Genomic DNA, 23,671 nt, shown 5'->3' with positions numbered 1-23,671 from the left:
ATATATTAGTTTAAAAGAAAAAGGATACATGTAAAGCTATGCTTTTTAAAATCCTTGGGTTATAATAGTAGTCATGATTTTAAATGACAAGTTCTTTACAATCATTCGTTATTAATAGACAAAGTATGACTTTTTATCATACAATATTTGGCGTTGACATCTATGAAAAAAGTATAGAAAATAAAAAATGTTACTTATGAAATGAAGAAATTGAATTATGGAATTTTTACCTTTGCATTTTGGTAAGAGAAAGGAAGAGACACATGTTTGGAATCGGTACTAGAGACCTTGGAATAGATTTGGGTACTGCAAATACGCTCGTTTATGTAAAAGGAAAAGGAATTGTTGTGCGTGAGCCGTCTGTTGTGGCTTTGCAAACTGATACAAAACAAATCGTTGCGGTAGGTAACGATGCAAAAAATATGATTGGTCGTACACCTGGGAACGTAGTAGCCCTTCGTCCAATGAAAGATGGAGTTATTGCAGATTACGAAACAACTGCGACGATGATGAAATATTACATCAATCAAGCTCAAAAAACAAAAAGTTTGTTTGCGGGTAAGCCGTATGTAATGGTTTGTGTACCTTCTGGCATTACAGCTGTTGAGAAACGTGCCGTTATTGATGCGACTCGTCAGGCTGGCGCGCGTGATGCGTATACAATTGAAGAACCGTTTGCTGCAGCAATCGGCGCCAATCTACCGGTTTGGGAGCCAACGGGAAGTATGGTAGTAGATATTGGCGGAGGAACAACAGAAGTTGCGATTATTTCTTTAGGAGGAATCGTAACATGTCAGTCAATCCGTATCGCTGGGGACGAGATGGATGAAGCGATTATTCAATATATTCGCAAGAATTACAATTTAATGATCGGTGAGCGTACGTCAGAAGCATTAAAAGTAGAAGTCGGTTCTGCCGGAATTCCTGAAGGTATTGAAAACATGGAAATTCGCGGACGTGACTTACTAACAGGTCTACCGAAAACAATCGAAATTTCAGCAGAAGAAATTGCAGAAGCGCTAAAAGATACAGTGGCTTCTATTGTAGATTCAGTAAAAAGTACATTAGAAAAAACACCACCTGAACTTGCGGCAGATATTATGGATCGCGGTATTGTATTAACAGGCGGTGGCGCATTGCTACGTAATTTAGATAAAGTTATTAGTGAAGAAACAAATATGCCGGTTGTCATCGCAGAAGATCCGCTTGACTGTGTTGCAATTGGAACTGGTAAAGCGTTAGAACACATTGATTTATTTAAAAATCGTACAAGCGATTCATATCGCTAAATATTAAGAGGTGTAGATCGTGCCACAATTTTTCTTAAATAAACGTTTAGTTATTTTATTAGTCAGTATTATTGTATTAGTGGCATTGATTGGTTTTTCGTTAAATGGTCGTAAAAATGTAACGTGGCCTGAACAGTTTGTCAAAGATACGGTTGGTCTTGTTCAGGCTACCTTTAATGAACCCGCACAATTTGTAGCGGGTTTCTTTCAGAATGTAGGTGACTTAAAGCGTACATACGAAGAAAACGAGGTATTAAAAGCCCGTTTAGACGAACGCATGCAATTAGAAACGAAAGCCAACGCTTTGCAGCAAGAAAATAAAAAATTAAGAGCACAGCTCGACAAAAAAACGGATTTAAGTCAATACAACCCAATCGAAGCAACAGTTATTGCTCGTAATCCAGACCGTTGGCATGAGGTAATTGCCATTGATAAAGGGACGGTTCATAATGTGCAGGAAAATATGGCTGTTATGACTCCTGAAGGGCTGATTGGTAAAGTGAAGCATGCATCTAAGTTCACATCTACTGTACAGTTAATTAGTTCATCAGATCGTACAAACCGTGTATCTGCTAAAATTCAGGCTAAAAAAGAAGTGTTTGGTTTAATTGAAGGCTATGATGATAAAGAACAGGCGCTTGTTATGCGTCGTATTCCATTTGATGCTGATATTAAAGAAAAGCAAAAAGTAGTAACGTCTGGTTTAGGACAAGAAGACGGCATTTTCCCTAGCAATCTTCCAATTGGCGTTATCACAAAAATTGAGCCTGATGAATATGGATTAACGAAAAAAGCTTATATCAAACCTGCTGCTGACTTGTATGACTTAGATAACGTAGTTGTAGCTAAAAGAAGTGCCCCCGCTGCTGAAGACGATTTAGGGGCGGAGGAGGCTAACTGATGAAGCGGTTTGTCCTTCCTATTCTCGTGCTTGTCGTTTTTATGTTTGAAAGTATCTTTGTTAATTTTGTCGCCATGGCATCACCATGGCGAGACTGGATTCTATCGCCTCACTTTGTTGTAGTGGTACTGGCTTTTATGTCAGTGTATTATCACCCAAAGCAAGCGATGCTATATGGGGTAATCCTTGGATTCATGTATGATATTGCCTTTACGGATGTCTTAGGAGTATACGCGCTTGGATTGCCGGCCGTATGCTATATCGTATCAAAACTAATGAAGATTTTTCAGCAAAATACGCTTATCGTAATCTGCATGTCGCTATTAGCTGTAGCCATTATTGAGTTTTATGTATATGGAATTAATAGCATTATTAATATATCCGATATGACCATTGGTCGCTTCTTGCAAGAGCGATTTTACGCAACCATCATTTTAAATGCCATATTTGCACTCATTTTTGCATTTCCGCTTCAAAGATGTTTTCAATATTTTGCTAAATTTATCGATGAACGCTGATCGGAACATACATTACGCTTCTCGTTCATGATAGGATAAAAATGCTGATTGAAGAAACGAAAAAAAGGAATTGAGTAAGTCTCTGTCGAAATTATATATTCGTTGAGGTGAGCGTCTTGAATAAACAAAAGCAACAAAATGTGACAATTAAAGGAACAAAAGATGGATTAACGTTGCATCTCAATGATACATGTTCATTTGCAGAGCTTTTGACGGAACTTAAGACGAAGCTTTTGACAAATAAGCATGGCGATGCCGATCAGATCGTCACAGTGTATGTCAAAATCGGAAATCGTTATTTAACTACAGAGCAGGAAACCGAATTGAAGGCGCTCATAGAAGAAAATCAGTATTTAGTAGTTAAACAAATTGATAGTAACGTTATTTTAAAGCAAGATGCAGTCCGCGTAAGAGAAGAAAGTGAATTAGTATCTGTTACAAAGGTAGTTCGTTCAGGACAGGTTCTCCATGTAGAAGGCGATTTGCTTCTAGTCGGAGACGTAAATCCCGGAGGAACCGTTGTAGCTGGAGGAAATTTATTTGTATTAGGTGCTTTAAAAGGGATTGMTCATGCAGGATATCGCGGCAATAAAAACGCCGTTATTGCTGCATCGTTAATGAAACCTTCACAGCTACGCATTGCTGATATTATTACCCGATCAGAAGAAGAGCGCAGTGAGAAGGAAGAGAATATAATGGAATGTGCATACTTAGATGATAATGATCAAATGGTAATAGATCGCGTGCAAACTTTACCGCATCTAAGACCGAATTTGACCAGGGTAGAAAGGAGAATTTGACAGTGGGAGAGGCTATTGTTGTTACGTCTGGTAAAGGTGGAGTTGGAAAAACAACGACATCAGCCAATTTAGGTACTGCTCTAGCATTAGCTGGAAAGCGGGTGTGTCTAGTAGACACTGATATCGGCTTACGCAACTTGGATGTTGTAATGGGGCTTGAAAATCGTATTATTTATGATCTTGTAGACGTGGTAGAAGGTCGATGCCAACCGCAAAAAGCCTTGATTAAGGACAAGCGTTTTGAATGTTTGTACTTACTTCCTGCTGCTCAAACGAGTGACAAAACAGCTGTTCAACCAGAACAAATGCGAGAGTTAGTTCTTCAGTTAAAGCAAGACTATGACTATGTGGTTATTGATTGCCCAGCTGGTATTGAACAAGGCTATAAGAACGCCGTAGCTGGCGCTGATAAGGCACTCGTTGTGACAACACCGGAAGTTTCAGCTGTTCGTGATGCTGACCGTATTATTGGATTATTGGAGCAAGAGGATATCGAGTCTCCAAAACTGGTTATTAACCGAATCCGTAGTCATATGATGAAAAATGGAGACATGCTGGACGTGGAAGAAATTTCTCAGCTTCTAGCTGTTGATTTAATTGGAATCGTTGCTGACGATGAAAATGTTATTCGTGCTTCTAACAACGGTGAACCAATTGTCATGGACCCATCAAGCAAAGCATCAATTGCATATCGTAATATTGCAAGACGTATTCTAGGTGAAACGGTTCCTCTTCAATCGTTAGATGAAGAAGATAAGGGAATGTTTGCACGTATTAAACGATTCTTTGGTGTTCGTTCTTAAAAAGCTTCCGATAGAGGAAGCTTTTTTTATTTGTTTGATTTTGTAGAGTCAAGCTGTCATAAGCTCCACGGACAAGTCATATAGTTGATTATACGATAAGAACAAGGAGAATGATGAATCATGAATCGACGTGCTGATGAAATCCGTAAACGAATTGCTGAGCGTAAGCGAAAACAATTAAATACAACAAAGCGTCTTCCTCAAGAACCTCTTCATACGTCCTTAATGAGTGAAGAAGAAAAATATGGATCGATGGATTATTCTGCGGTTGAATACACACCATCAGCAAAGGAATATCACCCGTTATTTCGAAAAGAACGCTTTTTATTTAAAATTTTAGCTTCAGCCTGCTTAGTGTTAATTGTAGGGATTATGTTCAAGAACGCTTCTCCTACTTTTGAACATGCCAGAGTGGTGGTTCAACAAACAATGGATAAAGAATTTCAGTTTGCAGCTGTTTCCTCCTGGTACGAAGATAAGTTTGGGAAGCCGTTAACGCTATTGCCGAATAAACAGTCTAGCAAAACGGAGCAAAGTGTAAGCGGAGAATATGCTACTCCAGCTTCGGGGAAAGTAACGGAAACATTTGCTCAAAGTAAGCAAGGCGTGACGGTTCAAACAGGAGTGGATTCGGTTGTAGAAGCAATGAGTGAAGGTATCGTAAGGTATGTAGGGAAACGTGATGATACTGGGAATACCGTTATTATTCAACATGCCGATGGAACCGAAACTTGGTATGGACAGCTCAAAAAAATCAATGTTAGTATGTATGATTTTGTGAATAAAGGCAAAGAAGTAGGAATTGTGGAAAACAGTAAAAAAGGCGATGCTGGAACATTCTATTTTGCTATTAAAAAAGGCGATAAGTTTGTTGATCCTAGTCAGGTGATTCAATTTGAATAGTGCTTTTTCGTTATTGATGAAAATTCACATTCATCCATTGTTTTGGGGGATTTTCGTAATTGGTATCTTAACGGCTACGGTAAAGCAGCTTTTTTTGTTATTTATTATTGTAATTATTCATGAACTGGGCCACGCCGTAGCGGCTCAGTGTTTTTCTTGGCGGATTCGCAGAATTATGCTCTTACCTTTTGGGGGAGTAGCAGAAGTAGATGAACATGGGAATCGTCCATTTCGAGAAGAGTTTATTGTGATAATAAGTGGACCTCTTCAGCATCTCTGGATGTTTGGAGCTGCTTTCTTATTAATGAAAATAAATGTGTTGTCTTTGGAAACGTATGAGCAATTTATGTTTCAATGCACGGTGATTTTACTGTTTAATCTTTTGCCCATTTGGCCATTGGACGGAGGGAAGCTGCTTTTTTTAATTTGCAGTCGGTCTTTACCATTTTTAGAAGCGCATAAGCTTGCGCTCCGGTTATCAACGTTTTTTTTAGCTGTCGGTATTATTTATGCCGTCATTATGCATCCTTTTCAGCTGCACTTATGGATTGTTATTTCATTTTTAATTATATCCGGATATTTAGAATGGAAGAGCAGGCAATTTGTCTACATGCGCTTTTTGTTGGAGAGATATCATGGCAAAGAGCATCCAATTGGAGCTTTAAAAACACTAAGTGTATCAACCAGTGAGACGCTCCATCAAGTTCTGCAAAAATTTCAAAGAGGTTGTAAGCATATGATTATTGCTACATCTCAAACAGGCGAGCATGTACAAATTGATGAAAATGAACTTTTACACGCTTACTTTGTAGAAAAAAGAACAAATAGCCAACTAGACGAACTTGTAACAGTTTATTGATTTCTAGTAACATAGAATAGAATGAAAAAGTTCGGTGCACTGACCGAACTTTTTCCTATGAATTTAGATTAAAGTGAGGCAATGTATGTGAAGGCATGTATTATTAACGCGGCTACTTCTTCAAAACGTATAGCCGTGATAAACGATAAAGCACTAGAAAAAATCTATTTACAAGAACAAAGCGAGAATCAGATTATTGGTGATATATATTGGGGTAAAGTAGTAAAAGTACTACCGCATATGCAAGCAGCCTTTATCGATATCGGTTTATCAATGAACGGGTTTATTCATCGAAATGAACTTGTATCCTATCAGCAGTCAGAGAATCCTCACAAAGATCAGCAGCCGATGTCTGCTTTTATCCGTGAAGGAGAAAAAGTATTGGTTCAAGTTGTAAAAGAAGGCATTGGGACAAAAGGGCCCAAGCTGACGGGTATCATTGAATTTTCTTCTGATGAGCTTGTATATTTACCGCACGGAAACTATGTCGCTGTATCCAAAAAAATAGCTGAGCCAAAACGACAACAGTGGAAACAGCTTGGTGAGCGGTTAAAACAAGGGATGGAAGGCTTTTTATTTCGAACAGCGATTGCAGAAAAATCAGAAGCCGCGGTCCAACATAAAATAAAAGAGCTACAGAAAAAATACGAGCGCCTTGAACGACAGACACAGGGAATGAAAGCTCCTGCCCTAGTCAGCAAAGGACAAGATTTTCTCGAAACAAGAGTGGAAGCTGCACTTCAACAAGGAATTGATGGGATAGTAGTAGATGACTTCGACCTATATCAGCATCTTCAAACTACCTACCCTAACTCGTCAATAGAGTACTATAAAGGAAATGAAAATATTTTCTCTTTTTACGATGTGGAACGGCAAATAGAGAAGCTTTTAAAGCGAATCGTGTGGCTCAAAAGCGGAGGCTATATCGTTATTGACGAAACGGAAGCGATGACGGTCGTGGATGTGAACACGGGGAAGTTTTCAGGAAAAGATAATATTCGAAAGACAATGCTTCAAACAAATATGGAAGCTGCGTATGAACTGTCCAAACAGATGCAATTACGTCACTTAGGCGGCATGATCTTAATTGATTTTATAAATATGCCTCATAAAGAAGATCGGACAGAAGTAGAAAGATACATGAAAAAGCTATGTGAACAAGATGAAGTGCGGACGAATGTAGTTGGCTTTACAGAGCTTGGGATATTGCAATTAACGCGGAAGAAAGTGCGCAATAGTATTGGATCAACATTAACTATGCCTTGTGAAGTATGTGAAGGAACCGGTAAAATGATTGATTCCAAAACGGCTGCTTTTCAAATTGAACGTGTAATTTGGGAACATCGCGGCGCGGAAGAAGAGGCTATTTGGATTGAGGCGCGAAGTGATGTTATAAATGAAATGAAGGCTCAAGGATTTCTCAACGCTTTAGAGAAAATGGTAAAAAAAACCGTATATCTTACGCCAAGCAATGATTATACAAACGCATTTGTTTTGCGTCAATTGGGGTCGAATGAGCAGATCCAAAAAAGGGTCTCTGCTTCTATATAAAATTTTAGAAGAAAACATGAATTCCAATTGACACTAACCTTTGATTTGTAGTAAGATTTAATATGTTGGTTTGTAGCACCCGTGCTACAACCGCTCAGAACAGGTTTTAAGTTCACTTGAACACCTGTGATGGCGAGTCTTAGTTTTTAGAGGAGGTGCAGAGAATGTACGCAATTATTGAAACTGGTGGTAAGCAAATTAAAGTAGAGGCTGGTCAAGCAATCTACGTTGAAAAACTTGCTGGTGAACAAGGCGAAACAGTTACTTTTGACAAAGTATTATTTGTAGGTGGCGACAGCGTGAAAGTTGGTGTTCCTTTCGTAGAAGGTGCAACAGTTACGGCTAAAGTTGAAAAACAAGGTCGCGCTAAAAAGATCACTGTATTTAAATACAAAGCAAAGAAAAACTATCGTCGTAAGCAAGGTCACCGTCAACCTTACACAAAAGTTGTAATCGACGCTATCAACGCGTAATTATAACAAATGATTAAGGTGACGATTTCTCGTGATGCAAATAAGAAAGTTGACGGGTTCACGATGAGTGGACATGCTGACTTTTCCGAACACGGAAAAGATCTTGTTTGTGCGGGAGCATCTGCAGTTTCATTTGGGACAATTAATGCTATCTTTTCAATAAGTGGGGTTGAACCGCACTTAGAGCAAGGTGGAGATGGTGGGTATCTCAGTTGTGAGATTCCAAAAGATGTGGATTCGTTCACATTGGAACAGATTCAATTGCTATTAGAAGGTATGGTTGTTTCACTGAAAACGATCGAATTAGATTACAGTAATTATATAAAAATTAACGACAACTAAACAGGAGGTGGATGTCATGTTAGTAAGATTAGACCTTCAATTCTTCGCTTCTAAAAAAGGAGTAGGTAGTACTAAAAACGGTCGTGATTCAATCTCGAAACGTCTTGGTGCTAAACGTGCTGATGGCCAATTCGTATCTGGTGGTTCAATTTTATACCGTCAACGCGGTACTAAAATTTACCCAGGTGCAAACGTAGGTCGTGGTGGAGATGATACTTTATTCGCTCAAATCGACGGTATCGTTAAATTTGAACGTTTCGGTCGTGACCGTAAAAAAGTATCTGTATACCCTGTTGCTCAAGAAGCATAAGATACAAAAAGAAAACTCTAACCCAAGTAGGTTAGAGTTTTCTTTTTGTAGAATATTTCACCTATTACCCATTGGAATTTGTTATAATCGAACATATCTAAGAAGATTGATACGAGATGTTTGTCAGCGTTGTGAAATACTTATGCTCGAGTCAAAGTTAGGAGTGCTAAGATGGAAAAAGAATGGGATGTCGTAGAAGTATTAAGATACGCGCGGCATGATTGGTTAAATAAGCTGCAATTAATCAAAGGCAATCTAGCGTTGAATCGGCTTGATCGAGCGAATGAAATCATTGAAGAAATTGTAAATGAATCCAAACATGAATCCAAGTTAACAAACATCAATATGCGACTGTTTGCGGGCTTTGTTATGACCTATCATTGGAATAACCATGCTGTTCGCTTAGATGTGGAAGTGCTCGGAGAATTGAAGGATTTATCACAATACGATGAGTTCGTATACAACTGGTGTTGCTATTTGACAGAAGCACTCGAAAAATATGTTGATTATCATGCAGAAAACTATTTGAGTATTTCAGTATGCATTGAAGAACAGGGAATTCGTTTCTTTTTTGACTTTAGTGGAATACTAACAGATATACAGAAGCTACAAAACAAGCTACAATGTTATGAGTGCGCTCAAGGAGTTGCATTGGTTGAGCAGCATATGTCTGAAGATGAATTTAGCCTTATGCTCACAATAAGTTAACAGCGCTTTTGCTATTGCAGGAGCTAAGATATAGAACGGAGTGAAAAAGAAATGTTTGTAGATCAGGTCAAGGTATATGTAAAAGGTGGCGACGGAGGAAATGGAATGGTTGCCTTTCGTCGCGAAAAGTACGTACCAAAAGGAGGTCCTGCAGGTGGTGACGGTGGTCACGGTGCAGATGTCATCTTTGAAGTAGAAGAAGGATTGCGTACGCTGATGGATTTCCGCTATAAGCGTCACTTTAAAGCAAGCCGCGGTGAACATGGAATGTCAAAAGGACAGCACGGACGTAACGCTGAGCCGATGGTTGTAAARGTTCCACCAGGTACGGTTGTGTTAGATGAAGATACGAACGAAACGATTGCTGATTTAGTTGAGCACGGTCAGCGCGCAGTGATTGCTAAAGGTGGACGCGGAGGGCGTGGGAATACGCGTTTTGCTACACCTGCAAATCCAGCACCGGAGCTTTCAGAAAATGGAGAGCCAGGTAAAGAGAGAAATGTAATTCTTGAATTAAAAGTATTAGCCGATGTAGGATTAGTTGGTTTTCCAAGTGTTGGAAAGTCAACGTTATTATCCGTAACGTCTGCTGCAAAGCCAAAAATTGCTGAATATCATTTTACAACAATTAATCCGAATTTAGGAGTAGTTGAAACAGAAGATAATCGCAGTTTTGTGATGGCAGATTTACCAGGGCTAATCGAAGGTGCACATGAAGGTGTAGGATTAGGTCATCAGTTTTTACGTCACATTGAACGTACCCGCGTTATTGTCCATGTAATCGATATGTCAGGTTTAGAAGGCCGTGATCCATATGAAGATTACTTAACCATCAATGAAGAGCTGCGTCAATATAATATGCGTTTAACAGAACGTCCGCAAGTAGTGGTAGCAAATAAAATGGATATCCCGCAAGCTGAAGAGAATCTAGCTGCATTCAAAGAAAAAGTAGGAGACGAAGTGAAAGTCTTTCCAATTTCTGCAGCAACGCGTAATGGAATCCGCGAACTGTTATTTACAGTAGCTGATCTTGTAGAAACTACGCCGGAATTCCCAATGCAAGAAGAGGAAGATCTATCTATGCACCGCGTACTGTACAAGCATGAAAAGAAAGAAGTGGAATTTGTTATTACGCGTGATAGCGATGGCTCATACGTATTAAGCGGTGAAAAAATCGAAAAATTATTCAAGATGACTGACTTCTCACGTGAAGAATCCGTTCGTCGATTTGCGCGTCAGCTTCGAGGCATGGGCGTCGATGAAGCCCTTCGTGAACGAGGAGCAAAAGATGGCGATATTGTAAAGCTGTTTGAATATGAATTTGAATTTATTGACTAATTGTTGTTCATAGGATAAGGGGAGGGGCTTTACTTGCATAAGAGCGATAAGCAGTTTTATTTAGTTCGCGAAGATGTATTACCAGAAGCGATGAAAAAAACATTGGATGCGAAGCTGTTAATTGAACGGGGAAAAGCTGAATCGGTAGCAGATGCTGTACAAGCCGTAGACTTGAGTCGCAGTGCTTTTTATAAGTACCGCGACACGGTCTTTCCGTTTCAGACGGTTGTCAAACAGCGAATTATTTCATTATTTTTTCATATTGAAGATCGATCAGGAACTTTATCACATTTATTAAGCACCGTTGCATCATCAGGATGCAATGTGTTAACGATTCACCAAACCATCCCTTTACAAGGGCGTGCCAACGTAACTCTTTCATTAGATACAGCAAGCATGAATGTTGAATTAAATGAAATGCTGCGAAGACTGAAAAGCTTAGAGTTTGTAGATAAAGTGGACGTGCTTGGTTCAGGGGCATAATGGCAAACAGATATAGATAAGGAGAGGCATGATTGTGGGGAAAGTAGGATATTTAGGACCAAAGGCAACATTTACACATGTAGCCGTCCAAGGCGTATTTAAACAGCACGACCATATTCCATACAAAACAATTCCAGCATGCATTGATGCAGTGGATAACGGAGAAATTGAGTATGGAATTGTACCGTTAGAAAATGCACTTGAAGGATCTGTAAATTTAACACTTGATTATCTTATTCATGAACGTCGTCTGCCGATTGTTGGAGAAATTGTACTTCCAATTCGTCAGCATTTAATGGTTCATCCATCTCGTGCAGAACAGTGGAAAAACATTGAAACGATTTATTCTCATCCTCATGCAATTGCGCAGTGTCATAAATTTTTACACGGAGAATGTACGTCAACTGCAGTAGAAGAGATGACATCAACGGCGTTTGCTGCTAAGTATGTAAGCGAACACCCTGAGCTTAATATTGGAGCTATTGCGAATGGGTTAGCAGCCCATGAATATGGATTACATATTGCCTGCCCGAACATTCATGATTATGATCATAATACAACAAGGTTTGTTATTTTGCATAAAGATGGAGCGCAAGAGGTGCCATTTTTAGCTGGAAACGGGTGCAAGACCACGTTAATGATTACACTTCCATCTGATCAGGCAGGAGCACTTCATCAAGTGCTTTCAGCCTTCTCCTGGCGTAAGCTAAATCTGTCTAAAATAGAATCCCGTCCTATGAAAACAGGGCTTGGAAACTATTTCTTTATCGTTGATATTGAACAAAAAATGGATGAAGTATTAATCCCTGGGGCTATGGCTGAACTTGAGGCACTAGGCTGTAGCGTAGAGCTTTTAGGAAGCTATCCCCATACACTACTTGAAACAGAAATCCCGCTTTAAAGCGGGATTTTTTTGTTATAACACCTTTTTATTCATTCGAAACTAAATAGCCTTCCGCTTCAAGAGCTAAGCAGGCAGCATTCAGTTTTTCAATTGTATCTGCTTCAATCGTATGAAGGTGAATCCCATCTGTTAGCTGAGATAAATAAGTTGCGTTTGTTTCTTGAATTTTTTCTATAAACGTTTCTACTTCTTTTCGGGTTTGAATCATAACGGAAGCCGTTAATTCACCATACACAGGATGTTCAACTGTTACATCTTTTACGAGAACGCCGTGGTCAACAAGCAGGAGAAGCTCCTTTTCAGCATCTTCTGGCGTATGCTGACAGGCAATAATTCGCTGATGCACGGTAGTTTGAGATGAATTTTGAATGTAAATATATCCTTGGCTTGTTGCGATAATGGGCTCATTTTTAGCTTTAAGCAGCGAAATATCTTGTACAATGACTTGGCGGCTAACGTTCGTTCGTTTCGAAAGCTCACTGCCTGTCATTGGTTTATTCTCTGTTTGTAACCATTGTAGAATAAGTTCTCTTCTTTCTTCTCCAAGAATTTTCTTTTGAGTTCCTGGCACCTTTAATCCCTCCTTTTACACTGTCATAAATTCTTGCTGTAATAAATGAAAAACAGATATGAGTCGATCAATATGCTTAAACGTTGAATGTTGACTGAATGAAATACGTACAAAGTTCTTAGCATTCTCAGTCGATTTGCCAATCGCAAGCAGAGAAGCTAATGGTTCCTGCTGATTTACATGACAGGCACTTCCCGTAGATATAGCAATTCCGTGACGATTACATTGTAACATAACATATTGACCCTGTATGTTTGAAAACGTCAGTCCAATAATTCCAGGAAAATGAGAGTTCCCAAGGCCTTCTACTTCTATAAAAGGAGCAAGAGGCTCCAGGTTTTCCAGTAAGTACGATTTTAAGCGCTCATAATGGCTTCGGGCGGTCTTCATTTCTGCATATGCGCATTCAGCTGCTGCAGTAAAGGCAGCAATGCCCGCTGTATTTACAGTCCCAGGACGAAAGCCTTTTTCATGAGTTGCTTTATGGTAAATAGGCTTCCAAGAAGAACTTGAATTCATGTATACCATTCCTACACCTTTTGGTCCGTAAATTTTATGACTAGAGACTGAGATGCTATCAGCTTTCAGCTTTTTAACATCAATAGGAAGCTTACCAAAAGATTGAACACAATCACAGTGAAAGAGAATTTCTTTTTTAGATAAAAAATGGCCAATATCCTCAACTGGCTGAATTGTACCGAGCTCATGATTGATATGCTGAATGGCTACTAGCACAGTGTCAGGTCGAATCGTCTTCTTTAAGTCGTCTACAGACACAACTCCGCTTTGATCTACAGGTACGTAAGATAGGGAAAATCCTTCTTTTTCAAGCTGCTGCAACGTATAAAGGACTGAAGAATGTTCAAGCTTCGTTGTCACTATATGTTTTCTTACATCATTTTTTCCTTTTAAAAGAGAATGAATAGCTAAGTAATTAGCTTCTGTTCCCCCGCTTGTAAAAAAAAGATCATCCTCTCGACAATTTACTAACAGGCTTAATTTTTTTCTGCATAGCGTCAGTAAATTTTCTGCTTGTGTTCCAAGTGTGTGAAGACTGCTGGAGTTTCCATAATAGCTTGTTGCCGCTTCAGTATATACCTCAATTGCTTCTTGTCTCATTGGCGTTGTTGCTGCATAGTCCAGATAAATCATTTTCTCCCTCCGATAAAAAAACTTCTTGTCTTTCATTTAATAATATGTAAATATAGGTGTCAAGACACATGTAAATAAAGAGGTGTAAAATGTTAGAGACGGATGTTTTAATTATTGGAAGCGGATTAGCAGCGTTTTCTGCAGCTTATGAACTGTGTCGTCATAACAGAGTTGTAATGGTAACGAAAGGGAAACTTGACCGCAATAACTCAGTTCTTGCTCAAGGTGGAGTAGCAGCTGCTATTGGAAGCAGCGATCACTGGAGTGAACATCTCTATGATACGTTGGTTGCGGGCAATAAGCATTGCAATGAACAAGCGGTACGCACTTTAGTGGAAGAAGGTGCGGCTGTAGTAAATGAATTGATTCATAAAGGAATGAAGTTTGATAAAAATCCAGATGGTACGCTGCATTTTGGAAAAGAAGGAGCCCATCGTACGAATCGTATTCTGCATGCAGGTGGGGATGCAACGGGACAAGCGCTGTTCGCTTTTTTGAAAAAAGAAGTACTGCCATATATTACAGTCATTGAAAACGAAATGATTCAGCATTTAATAACTGTAGATGGAACGTGCAGAGGTGCTATCGGACAAGGTGAAAACAACAAAATTACTATATATCATGCTCGTCAAACGGTTATTGCTACCGGAGGAATCGGCGCTTTGTACAAGCATACATCTAACCAGCCGCTGGCGACAGGAGATGGGCTAGCGCTTGCGTACAGGGCTGGAGCAAAATTAGCGGACTTAGAATTTGTTCAGTTTCATCCAACGCTTTTGTATCAAAAGGAAGCGAAAGGTCTAGTATCCGAAGCGGTTCGAGGCGAAGGTGGCGTGCTGGTAAATGAATGGAATGAACGCATAATGGAAGGCATTCATCCCTTTAAGGATTTAGCACCGCGAGATGTTGTAGCAAGGACAATTTTTAATGAAATGAAAAAAGGAAGCTCTGTATTTTTAGACATTGAAAAAGTGGCTCATTTCCAACAAAAATTTCCTACGATTACGGCACTGTGTCGGAAGTATAAAATTCAACTGGACAAAAAACGAATACCTGTTACTCCCGGCGCACATTTTTTAATGGGTGGAATTGAAGTAGATGGTTACGGACAAACAAGCGTTGAAGGATTGTATGCCGTGGGGGAAGTTTCTTTTACGGGCGTTCATGGAGCAAATCGTCTAGCAAGCAATTCATTGTTAGAGTGTCTTGTATTTGGAAAACGGACAGGGCGTCATATTTTACATAAAGCGAGAACGATATCTTGTTATCCCCCCGTCCGTTACGTGTATAAAGGCATGCCTAAAATACTGCCTGCCAAAAAACAAATTCAGCATAAGATGATGGATTGTGTAGGCATCATTCGTCACGAAAACGAATTGGCTACTATTGTGCATGAATTCACAAATTATCTGGATGGAATACCTCTTGACCAAGAAGTTATATATTCGAGGGAAGCAGCGACCATCTGCAATATGCTAACTGCAGGTCTGCTTATTGCCGAGTCCTCTCTTGCAAGAAAAGAAAGTAGAGGAGGTCATTACCGAAGTGACTTTCCGCATGAAAACCAAGAATGGGAGCATAAGCGAATTATTAAGCAGTCTGCTGCTTCAACAAAACAATCATTGATTTTATAAGCAAGAAAATCTAAAAAGAAAGGTGAAGGTAGCACAATGAACACGTTGAAATTACAAAAACTATTGCAGTCTTTTTTTATAGAAGACATTGGAGATGGAGATATAACCTGTGAAGCTATTTTTTCTCCGTCTGACCAAGGGGAAGCTGTGTTCACGGCAAAGCAATCAGGTATTATCGCAGGTGTGGAATTGATTAAAGAAGGATTTCATTTAATAGACCCTGACGTGAAAGTGAATTTGGAGAAAAAAGATGGAGATGTTCTTAATCCTGGAGATAAAATAGCTACCGTTTCAGGACCCGTGCGATCTATTTTGACCGGTGAACGGGTAATCTTAAATTTACTTCAAAGAATGAGTGGCATTGCCACGATGACGCACAAAGCCGTAGCGCTGCTTGGCAGCTCACATACGCGTATATGTGACACGCGAAAAACAACGCCTGGTATGCGAATGTTAGAGAAGTATGCCGTTCGTGCTGGAGGAGGTTATAATCATCGTTTTGGATTGTACGATGGCGTCATGTTAAAAGATAACCATATTGCACATGCAGGATCTATTCTAGACGCTGTTGTGAAAGTAAGAGAGCAGGTTGGACATATGGTTAAGGTGGAAGTAGAAATTGAAAACAAAAGTCAGTTGCTAGAAGCAATAGAGGCAGGAGCAGATGTCATTATGTTCGATAACTGTTCTCCAGAAGTCATTAAAGATTGGATACCACTGGTTCCCGCTCATATTGTCACAGAAGCATCCGGTGGAATTACGCTTGGCACGCTCCATTCTTTTAGGGACAGCGGAGTGGACTATATTTCACTTGGAGCTTTAACGCATTCAGCAGGGGCTATCGATATCAGCTTGGACTTATTAACAGAAAGGGGAACAGGAAATCATGAGTTTATTACAAACGCTTCAGCAGCAAACGCTGCCCGCTAAATATATAGAGCTCACAGAAAATGAAATGAAAAGAAGAGTACTAGAAATCAAGAAAAAGCTCGGAAGCAAATTGTTTCTGCTCGGCCATCATTATCAAAAAGATGAAGTGTACGAATTTGCAGATGCGGTAGGAGACTCCTTACAGCTGGCTCAAATAGCAGCTGAAAATAGAGAAGCTAAGCATATTGTGTTTTGCGGCGTTCACTTCATGGCAGAAACAGCTGATATTTTAACAGCTGAAAATCAAAAAGTCATTTTGCCGGATATGCGAGCTGGCTGTTCAATGGCTGATATGGCTACTATTCAGCAAACAGAAAAGGCATGGCCTGTCTTACAGGATCTTTTCGGAGATACGATTATTCCGCTTACGTATGTGAATTCTACAGCTGCAATTAAATCTTTTGTGGGCGAACATGATGGGGCAACTGTAACATCTTCAAATGCAAAAAATATGGTGGAGTGGGCATTTTCTAAAAAAGAGCGCATTCTCTTTTTACCAGATCAGCATTTGGGCAGAAACACAGCTTATGATTTAGGTGTTGGACTAGATGAAATGGCCATTTGGAATCCTATTGAAGAAATGCTTGAATATGAAGGGGATATAAACAATATCAAGGTGATTCTGTGGAAAGGTCACTGTTCTGTGCACGAAAATTTTACGGTTGAAAATATTGATTATTTACGCGAGAAGCAGCCTGAGATGAATATTATTGTTCATCCGGAATGTTCTTATGAAGTGGTGCAAAAATCAGATTATGCAGGTTCTACAAAATATATTATTGATACAATTGAAAAAGCCCCTTCAGGCTCTAAATGGGCCATTGGCACGGAAATGAACTTAGTAAAACGGATTATCAACAGTCATCCGGATAAAGAAATTGTTTCGCTTAATCCCTATATGTGTCCTTGTTTGACGATGAACCGAATTGATTTGCCTCACTTGCTGTGGGCTTTAGAAAGCATCGAAGAAGGAACAGAAGTGAATCAAATCAAGGTGGATAAACATACAGCACAAGGGGCGATCAAAGCGCTAACGAATATGTTAGAACGAGCATAAAGATTTTTAAGACAATTAAAAAGAGAAGGTCTAAAAGAAGACTTATTGACATATTGTTTGTGTTGATAAGTCTTTTTTTCTTTATCATAAAAACTTGAACCAAACTGTGGGCAAAATGAATAAAAAAATGGTTCAAGGCATATCTTGTGATGAACAAACAGAACTTACTTTGATTTTGCACATATAGATGGCAGAGACTCTACTCGGGAGGGGAATGACGTTGAAAATCCATATCGTTCAAAAAGGGGATACCCTTTGGAAAATCGCTGAAAAGTATGGGGTTAATTTTGAAGAGTTAAAAAAAGCGAATTCTCAATTAAGCAATCCAGACATGATCATGCCTGGAATGAAAATTAAAGTGCCGACAAGCGGAGTGCCTGTTCAAAAAGAAGGAGCTCCTTCACCTGGTATAAAAGAAATGCCTAAAGTTCAACACCCTTATAGTGACCAATCCACAAAAGCTTATCCAGTAACGGAAATTGATGAAAGTCCGGATGAGAAAAAGTCAGCTAATCAGCCTGCTCAAACACCGTTTATGCAACCGATAAAAGAAGCACCAATCGCACAGCCAAAGAAAGAAGCACCGATTGCTCAACCGAAAAAGGAAGCGCCGATTGCGCAGCCAAAGAAAGAAGCGCCGGTCGCGCAGCCTAAAAAAGAAGCACCAATTGCGCAGCCTAAAAAAGAAATGCCAGTTGCGCCAAAGCTTCCTAAATTAAAGCCAATTGCACCTGAGATTGATATTAACAATTATTACACCGTTAATATGGMGATGCAGGCTCCAAAAAAAGAAGCACCAAAAGAACTGCCTAAGCATGAATCGCCAGAAAGTCCTGAGATGGAGAGTATAGAAATGCCTCCTCAAATGCCATGTTACCCAATCATGCCGATATCGCCTGTGATGCCAGGCTACGGATTTAATTATATGCCGTGTCATCCGCCAATGTATGCACCGCAGCCATATCCAATGCCAATGTATCAACAGGCTCCAATGTATCATCACGGTTATGAAAACGAATCGTTTGAAGAACATGCGATGGGCGCTCACATGGCACCGATGCCAATGTATCCAATGATGCCACACAGCTGCTATGGACCGGTACAATGTTCTCCTTGTCCGCCTCCATGGGGATATCAGCAGCCCGTTTATCCGGCCTATCATCAAGCACCGATGTATCCACAAGTACAAGGAGCTATGACAGGTGGCCATTATGAAAGTTCTTCCGATGGTTATGGAAACGCGCCTTACCATTATGGGCAGCAATATGCGCCACAGCAGCAAGGAGACTGCGGATGCGGTGAACCAAGACCTGACGAATATGCACCACAGCAGCCTTATCCACAGTACCAACAACAGGTACCTTATGGCTTTCAGGACCCAAGGGCACCCTATCCAGCCCCATATGGCATGATTGGTGTACCTCCGTATCCTGCGTTTGACCCAAATGCATTTAGTATTCCAGAATATGATGAGTACGACGAAGATGAAGATTGATTATTATACACGAGACGATTTTAATTTAAATCGTCTCTTTCTCTATTTGAAAAAAAGAGATATTCACGTTGAGACCTACCGTATGAAAAAGCCTCATGTCATCATAGCGGATACGAATAAAGGAAAAAAAGTAATAAAAGCATACAAAGACAAAAGTAAAATTGAACATGTTTATCATTTTTTATCTCAGATTCAACAAGGGTACGCTGTTAATTTCGAAGCTTACCCAGAAGGTGAACTTTATATAAAGGACCGTCATTTGTATTGGGCGATGATGCCTTTTGTTAAGCAAGTAAAAGAGGTAACGTATGAAAGTTTTCAGGATCGCGAAGAAGTATTACAAGCATTGATCCGCTATCATGGAGAAGTTCATAAAAAGAAAATAGCCGCGTATACCAAGCTTTCTGAGTATGATCTTATTTTAAAATGGAAAAAGCGGCTTTCCTCTTTTCGAGAAACCTCACATATATTTAGGGAATTTAATCAATTTCATGTATATAAAGACATTGTGACTTGGGGAGAAAAAGCTTTAGTCTTAATGGAACGTTTCAAAGATAGTGGGTTGAACTGTTCCATTATTCACGGTGACGTTGCTTCACATAATTTCTTGAAAACAAACCACTTGGGTATTGTTATGATTGATTTTGACTTATCGGCTAAAGCTCCTGCTCTTTATGACTATGTTCAGCTTGTGCAGCGCTTTTTGCCTTACGTCCAGTGGTCGATGAAAGAACTACTTCAACACTCGAAAATAAAAGAATTAAGCAAGCAGCGTTTTTTTCTTGCTTCTTTACTATTTCCATCGATGCTGATGAGAAACTGGAATATAAATGCCTCTGCTTTATCATGGGCAAATCGCCAAAGGTTAATGCAACAATCAGTCGAAGAATGGTCACAGCGTACACATTTTTATCGAGTGATTTACCAGCACTTACAAAACCTACATGACATGTAAAGAGTTTATAAACACTTCATCGAATAAGAAACGGCTCGTCTTTTAATCCTAATAGTAAGCTCAGAGTAAATAGAGCTTAAATTAGGGGGCGATTATGTTGAATAGGTATGTAGCAACTTCTTTAGCTTTTGCATGTATGATGGGACTTGGCGCTTGCAATAACAAAGACCAAGGTATGGAACAGCGCTATACAGATACGACACAGCCTGTTGGGTATCATACAAATGAAAAAGCGAATGAACATCGCGTAGATAATCCGAAAGGTCCAATGACTGAAGTTTTAGATGGGAATGGAACACCTAATTATCCGTTAAACGTAAGTGATGGACGTTTTGACAATCCGACAAACCCTTATGGAAACATCAATAATACAAATGATCGTACAAATGGCGTTGCTAATATGTATTATGGTGAAGATTATCCAAGAGACTTTACGGAAAAAGTGGCTGATCGGGCTGCAAGCGTTAAAGGTGTAGAAAATAGTCGCGCCGTTGTCCGTGGAGATCAGCTATTAGTTGCTGTGGATCCGGCCAAAGACATAAATAACGGCCGTTTAAAACAAAACGTGCTCGATAAAGTAAAGCCTATTGCAAAGGACTACAATGTTCAAGTAAAAGTAGATCATGATGTATTTATGAACGCTCGCTCTCTTGATGACGATATTCGAAATGGAAAAGACCGAAATACGATTCAAACTAATTTCAATGGTCTATTTGAATCAGTCGATGAGAATGTCAATCATAAACATCGTTAAATGAAGAAGCAGCTGTCTGTGAAGGACGGCTGTTTTTTTTTGATGAGAAGACATATAAAAAAGCTGCCATTGAAGCCAGGCAGCTATTCCTCGAACATGTAACTATTAATTTTTCTTGTTAGAAGCAGATTTGTTTGTTGTTTTGGATTCCGCTTCTTCCTTTTGAGCGTTAGTTTCATTTTGTTTGAGGCGACCTTCTCTTTTTTTCGTATCTGCTGGTGCCGTAGCGACACTCTTTGTATTTTTTACATTTTTTGCAGAAGAGCTTGTCTCATTAGCTTGTGTGTTTGGCTTCTCGTTGTTAGTTGTCTGACTATTTTCGTATTCAGCTTCCACGTCGCTTGCTAGAGCTGCAGAAACTTGAGCGTAAGTATGGTCTGTATAGTTCATCATATTTTCGTATACTTCAGGGCTCGCGAGTCCATCAGGTTCTACGCTTGCTTCTTCTTTTTTAATTGTTTCAGTCCATTCTTTTGTTTCTTGAATAAGTTTTTTTCCTATAATTACTTCTTCAACAATAACTGGTCTTTTGGTTATTTCCACTCGTTCTTCCATGATTGGAACACGAATAATTTCATCTTCTGTAAGTGGCCCCGCGTTATAGTCTCCATCAACTACAGGGCGACGTTCAATATAAAACTCTTCTCTCGTAACAGGAACGTGTACAGTTCTTTCTTCCTCTATTACTTTTTTGTGGAGTTTTACTTCACCCACTTGGACGCGTTCTTTTAAGACATCTAATTTTTCTTCACGTAGTTGGACGGCTCTATGCTCGTTGTGTTCCGTATAGGTTCCGTACGCTGGAGTTTGTTCAGAGCTTACGGCATCTATCAAGATTAGAATTTTACCAGCAGCTACATCTGTTTCGCACTTCACGGCTGAGAAGTCTGGTATGCCCATGCGGATTAATTTTGATTTCAAGCCGTTTCCTTGTTTGAGCCCCATGCCGCCTGTCATCATGGTGAAAAAGTTATCCATCATGACGCCAGCTAATGAACTTACGGCAGGTGAACCAGCTTCAATAATTACATTTGTATCGTGACCTATTTGAAATGTATTGCTTTTACTGTTAGAAATAACCATAATGTCTGTTTCTCGATAACCTTGACGCTTTAAATTATGGATAACATCTAAAGCTTCTTTCTCCGAAAAAAAAGTTCCGACTACACGTTTATTCATTCTCATTACTTCAGCTCCCTTTTTTATGAAAATAGATAATAGAAGTCCTTACAATTACTTCCACTATGTACATACCCTACGAAAATTTAATTAAAACGTTCAAGAGAAAATTTTACAAATAGTGTGCAAATGTAACAAATACGCCATGTTTTCTTAACATAATATCGTAAAAGGGATTTGCTTCATAAAATAAGAGGATAAAAGAAAATAAGTAGGTCAAACTATTAGTGTAGATTTTCACAAAACCTTTTTAGATAATACTAAAAAGAGTATGATTAACGTGTGAGGTGAAGGTGAGTGAAGAAAGTCATTCATCAAGCAGCTTTTTTAATGCTAGTAAGTATTGTGCTTTGTATAATGCCATACCGTGCAGATGCGAATGAAAAGGAGCCGATGACATTATTTCTTGAGCGCGTGTATGTGGATGGAGTTGTAAGTCAAGAGATGATCAAAAGCCCTTCTATGACGAAAAAACAATTAATGAAAAAATATAAAAATTGGCGACTGCTTAAAGAAACGGATCAAGAGCTAGTTTTTAGAACAAGCATAGACGATATTTCACCTATTTTAAAAGAGAACGGTTATGTAGGGCTTTCTGTTAACGGTATTCTCTCAGCATTTGAAGGCAAACCAGCTTCGTCGCAGCATATTATACAATCGTTTTTTCAAATTGACATCAAAAGGCTTGAGAGCTATCAGCATGAACAATTAAAGAAAGGTATTCGCGTTCAATCAAAAGATGAATATCTTTCCCTCATTAATTTCTATAAAATCTATCAGCTCCAGCAGCGGCCGCTTTCAATCAAGCAGCCGTTTTTTAGTATGGTAAAATAATTATTGAATGCAACATTCTAAATTGCTTCTATTTGCTTTTGGCGATATGTTAAAATGGTATTCAGCAGTCTAGTATTGTATATATTTTAAAAGGTCATTCATCAATAAAAGTGTGCGGTTCTATTTTTTATAGCTATTGTAAAAATAGGTTGGCAAAGATGAAAAGAGGCAAACGTTCTCTTGAACGTCTTTTTAAAAAGCAGCTTTAAAGGAAAATAGAGAACGATGCGGGCAGGATTCTTCGTAGGCAAAGTGGAAGGTCACTGCCCGCGCGTACGTGATTAAGGAGAGAGCTTATTGTTTGATTATATCAAAGGTACTGTTACATATATAAATCCTGAGTATGTAGTAATCGAAAACAATGGGATAGGCTATCAAGTCTTTACGCCGAATCCATATGTATTTTCAATTGATGAACAACCAAAGACGGTTTACACCTATCAATATGTAAGAGAAGACGTAATTGCACTTTACGGGTTTGCTTCCCGAGAACAAAAGGATTTATTTATGAAGTTAATTAGCGTGTCAGGAATTGGCCCAAAAGGCGGTTTAGCTATTTTAGCGTCAGGTAATCCAGCGCAGGTTGTCCAAGCTGTGGAAGAGGAAGATGAGAAGTTTTTAGTTAAATTTCCAGGAGTAGGTAAAAAAACAGCTCGACAGATGATTCTAGATTTAAAAGGAAAGCTGCATGATATTGTACCAGATGCCGTTCCTTCTTTATTCGCAGATTTGGACGCACAAGAAGTCAAATCTCAAAGTTCAGAAGCACTGGATGAAGCGATTGAAGCACTTAAAGTATTAGGTTATGCAGAAAGAGAAATCAAAAAAATTGTTCCGGCTTTAATGAAGGAAACGATGACAACGGATCAGTATATTAAAGAAGCGTTAAAGCGATTATTGAAACAATGAGTAAGGGAGGAGTAAAATG

Annotated in this window: 26 protein-coding genes and 1 other annotated feature; of the genes, 23 read left to right on the top strand and 3 right to left on the bottom strand. The window is 39.2% G+C overall.

The window, feature by feature from the left end; translation table 11 throughout:
- Positions 1-263 precede the first annotated feature (263 nt).
- The 15 genes from AC1DRF_RS06095 (at position 264) to pheA (ending at position 12,179) form a co-directional block, all read left to right on the top strand.
- On the top strand, positions 264-1,289 hold the full coding sequence (locus AC1DRF_RS06095) for a rod shape-determining protein (RefSeq protein ID WP_013059345.1): 1,026 nt from the start codon (positions 264-266) through the stop codon (positions 1,287-1,289).
- A 19-nt stretch (positions 1,290-1,308) separates the two neighbouring features.
- A complete protein-coding gene (gene mreC, locus AC1DRF_RS06090) occupies positions 1,309-2,190 on the top strand; it encodes a rod shape-determining protein MreC (protein WP_013059344.1) in 882 nt (293 codons plus the stop codon).
- A complete protein-coding gene (gene mreD, locus AC1DRF_RS06085) occupies positions 2,190-2,708 on the top strand; it encodes a rod shape-determining protein MreD (RefSeq protein WP_013059343.1) in 519 nt (172 codons plus the stop codon). Before mreC ends, mreD begins: the two co-directional genes overlap by 1 nt.
- A 116-nt stretch (positions 2,709-2,824) precedes the next feature.
- Complete coding sequence (minC, locus tag AC1DRF_RS06080; RefSeq protein ID WP_477740426.1) at positions 2,825-3,508, top strand: septum site-determining protein MinC; 684 nt, start codon at positions 2,825-2,827, stop codon at positions 3,506-3,508.
- 2 nt (positions 3,509-3,510) lie between these two features.
- Positions 3,511-4,311: a septum site-determining protein MinD gene (gene minD, locus AC1DRF_RS06075; protein WP_013059341.1), complete on the top strand. Its 801-nt coding sequence runs from the start codon at positions 3,511-3,513 to the stop codon at positions 4,309-4,311.
- Positions 4,312-4,431: 120 nt separating this feature from the next.
- The gene (locus AC1DRF_RS06070) at positions 4,432-5,214 is read left to right on the top strand and encodes a M23 family metallopeptidase (RefSeq protein WP_043976110.1); all 783 of its coding nucleotides are present in this window, start codon (positions 4,432-4,434) and stop codon (positions 5,212-5,214) included.
- A complete protein-coding gene (locus AC1DRF_RS06065) occupies positions 5,207-6,073 on the top strand; it encodes a M50 family metallopeptidase (protein ID WP_052500270.1) in 867 nt (288 codons plus the stop codon). The genes AC1DRF_RS06070 and AC1DRF_RS06065 overlap by 8 nt, the downstream gene beginning before the upstream one ends.
- Before the next feature lie 81 nt (positions 6,074-6,154).
- A complete protein-coding gene (locus tag AC1DRF_RS06060) occupies positions 6,155-7,624 on the top strand; it encodes an Rne/Rng family ribonuclease (protein ID WP_427075324.1) in 1,470 nt (489 codons plus the stop codon).
- A gap of 78 nt (positions 7,625-7,702) precedes the next feature.
- Positions 7,703-7,774 (top strand) — a sequence feature (ribosomal protein L21 leader region).
- Between the two features lie 14 nt (positions 7,775-7,788).
- On the top strand, positions 7,789-8,097 hold the full coding sequence (gene rplU, locus AC1DRF_RS06055) for a 50S ribosomal protein L21 (RefSeq protein ID WP_013059337.1): 309 nt from the start codon (positions 7,789-7,791) through the stop codon (positions 8,095-8,097).
- A 9-nt stretch (positions 8,098-8,106) separates the two neighbouring features.
- Positions 8,107-8,439 carry a ribosomal-processing cysteine protease Prp gene (locus tag AC1DRF_RS06050; RefSeq protein ID WP_427075323.1) on the top strand — a complete coding sequence of 111 codons (333 nt, stop codon included), beginning with the start codon at positions 8,107-8,109 and terminating at the stop codon, positions 8,437-8,439.
- Positions 8,440-8,455: 16 nt separating this feature from the next.
- Positions 8,456-8,749 carry a 50S ribosomal protein L27 gene (gene rpmA / locus AC1DRF_RS06045; protein ID WP_013059335.1) on the top strand — a complete coding sequence of 98 codons (294 nt, stop codon included), beginning with the start codon at positions 8,456-8,458 and terminating at the stop codon, positions 8,747-8,749.
- Positions 8,750-8,920: 171 nt separating this feature from the next.
- Complete coding sequence (locus AC1DRF_RS06040) at positions 8,921-9,457, top strand: Spo0B C-terminal domain-containing protein (protein WP_013085118.1); 537 nt, start codon at positions 8,921-8,923, stop codon at positions 9,455-9,457.
- A gap of 51 nt (positions 9,458-9,508) precedes the next feature.
- The gene (obgE, locus tag AC1DRF_RS06035; RefSeq protein WP_013085117.1) at positions 9,509-10,795 is read left to right on the top strand and encodes a GTPase ObgE; all 1,287 of its coding nucleotides are present in this window, start codon (positions 9,509-9,511) and stop codon (positions 10,793-10,795) included.
- A 33-nt stretch (positions 10,796-10,828) separates the two neighbouring features.
- Positions 10,829-11,278, top strand: a complete 450-nt coding sequence (locus AC1DRF_RS06030) for an ACT domain-containing protein (protein WP_013059332.1) — start codon at positions 10,829-10,831, stop codon at positions 11,276-11,278.
- A gap of 28 nt (positions 11,279-11,306) precedes the next feature.
- Positions 11,307-12,179, top strand: a complete 873-nt coding sequence (gene pheA / locus AC1DRF_RS06025) for a prephenate dehydratase (RefSeq protein ID WP_028410569.1) — start codon at positions 11,307-11,309, stop codon at positions 12,177-12,179.
- Positions 12,180-12,207: 28 nt separating this feature from the next.
- Here pheA and AC1DRF_RS06020 read toward each other — a convergent pair whose 3' ends face one another.
- Together AC1DRF_RS06020 and AC1DRF_RS06015 are read right to left on the bottom strand one after the other, a co-directional pair.
- Entirely contained in the window at positions 12,208-12,753 is a 546-nt protein-coding gene (locus AC1DRF_RS06020; protein WP_013085115.1) for a transcription repressor NadR, read from the bottom strand.
- A gap of 15 nt (positions 12,754-12,768) precedes the next feature.
- Positions 12,769-13,905 carry an IscS subfamily cysteine desulfurase gene (locus AC1DRF_RS06015; RefSeq protein ID WP_427075322.1) on the bottom strand — a complete coding sequence of 379 codons (1,137 nt, stop codon included), beginning with the start codon at positions 13,903-13,905 and terminating at the stop codon, positions 12,769-12,771.
- Between the two features lie 89 nt (positions 13,906-13,994).
- Here AC1DRF_RS06015 and nadB point away from each other — a divergent pair, with 89 nt between their 5' ends.
- The 6 genes from nadB (at position 13,995) to AC1DRF_RS05985 (ending at position 20,730) form a co-directional block, all read left to right on the top strand.
- Positions 13,995-15,539 (top strand): L-aspartate oxidase, encoded by a 1,545-nt coding sequence (gene nadB / locus AC1DRF_RS06010; RefSeq protein ID WP_427075321.1) that lies wholly within the window; start codon positions 13,995-13,997, stop codon positions 15,537-15,539.
- A 36-nt stretch (positions 15,540-15,575) separates the two neighbouring features.
- Positions 15,576-16,469, top strand: coding sequence for a carboxylating nicotinate-nucleotide diphosphorylase (gene nadC / locus AC1DRF_RS06005; protein ID WP_025750594.1), 894 nt, complete (start codon positions 15,576-15,578; stop codon positions 16,467-16,469).
- Entirely contained in the window at positions 16,426-17,526 is a 1,101-nt protein-coding gene (nadA, locus tag AC1DRF_RS06000; RefSeq protein ID WP_477740425.1) for a quinolinate synthase NadA, read from the top strand. The genes nadC and nadA overlap by 44 nt, the downstream gene beginning before the upstream one ends.
- A 214-nt stretch (positions 17,527-17,740) precedes the next feature.
- Positions 17,741-19,021, top strand: coding sequence for a SafA/ExsA family spore coat assembly protein (safA, locus tag AC1DRF_RS05995; protein WP_477740427.1), 1,281 nt, complete (start codon positions 17,741-17,743; stop codon positions 19,019-19,021).
- On the top strand, positions 19,011-19,976 hold the full coding sequence (locus AC1DRF_RS05990) for a phosphotransferase (protein WP_247645687.1): 966 nt from the start codon (positions 19,011-19,013) through the stop codon (positions 19,974-19,976). The genes safA and AC1DRF_RS05990 overlap by 11 nt, the downstream gene beginning before the upstream one ends.
- 94 nt (positions 19,977-20,070) lie before the next feature.
- Complete coding sequence (locus AC1DRF_RS05985; RefSeq protein WP_013059324.1) at positions 20,071-20,730, top strand: YhcN/YlaJ family sporulation lipoprotein; 660 nt, start codon at positions 20,071-20,073, stop codon at positions 20,728-20,730.
- Positions 20,731-20,835: 105 nt separating this feature from the next.
- On the opposite strand, the gene AC1DRF_RS05980 is transcribed toward AC1DRF_RS05985, so the two are convergent.
- Positions 20,836-21,909 (bottom strand): YsnF/AvaK domain-containing protein, encoded by a 1,074-nt coding sequence (locus AC1DRF_RS05980; RefSeq protein ID WP_477740424.1) that lies wholly within the window; start codon positions 21,907-21,909, stop codon positions 20,836-20,838.
- Between the two features lie 297 nt (positions 21,910-22,206).
- On the opposite strand from AC1DRF_RS05980, the gene AC1DRF_RS05975 reads away from it, so the two are divergent.
- Together AC1DRF_RS05975 and ruvA are read left to right on the top strand one after the other, a co-directional pair.
- Positions 22,207-22,743, top strand: coding sequence for a BofC C-terminal domain-containing protein (locus AC1DRF_RS05975; protein WP_052500271.1), 537 nt, complete (start codon positions 22,207-22,209; stop codon positions 22,741-22,743).
- Positions 22,744-23,040: 297 nt separating this feature from the next.
- On the top strand, positions 23,041-23,652 hold the full coding sequence (gene ruvA / locus AC1DRF_RS05970) for a Holliday junction branch migration protein RuvA (protein WP_013059321.1): 612 nt from the start codon (positions 23,041-23,043) through the stop codon (positions 23,650-23,652).
- Positions 23,653-23,671 lie beyond the last annotated feature (19 nt).

The organism is Priestia sp. P5_B4 (assembly GCF_056400385.1).
The sequence above is the reverse complement of the archived record's forward strand: the minus strand, read 5'-3'. Positions and strand labels throughout refer to the sequence as shown.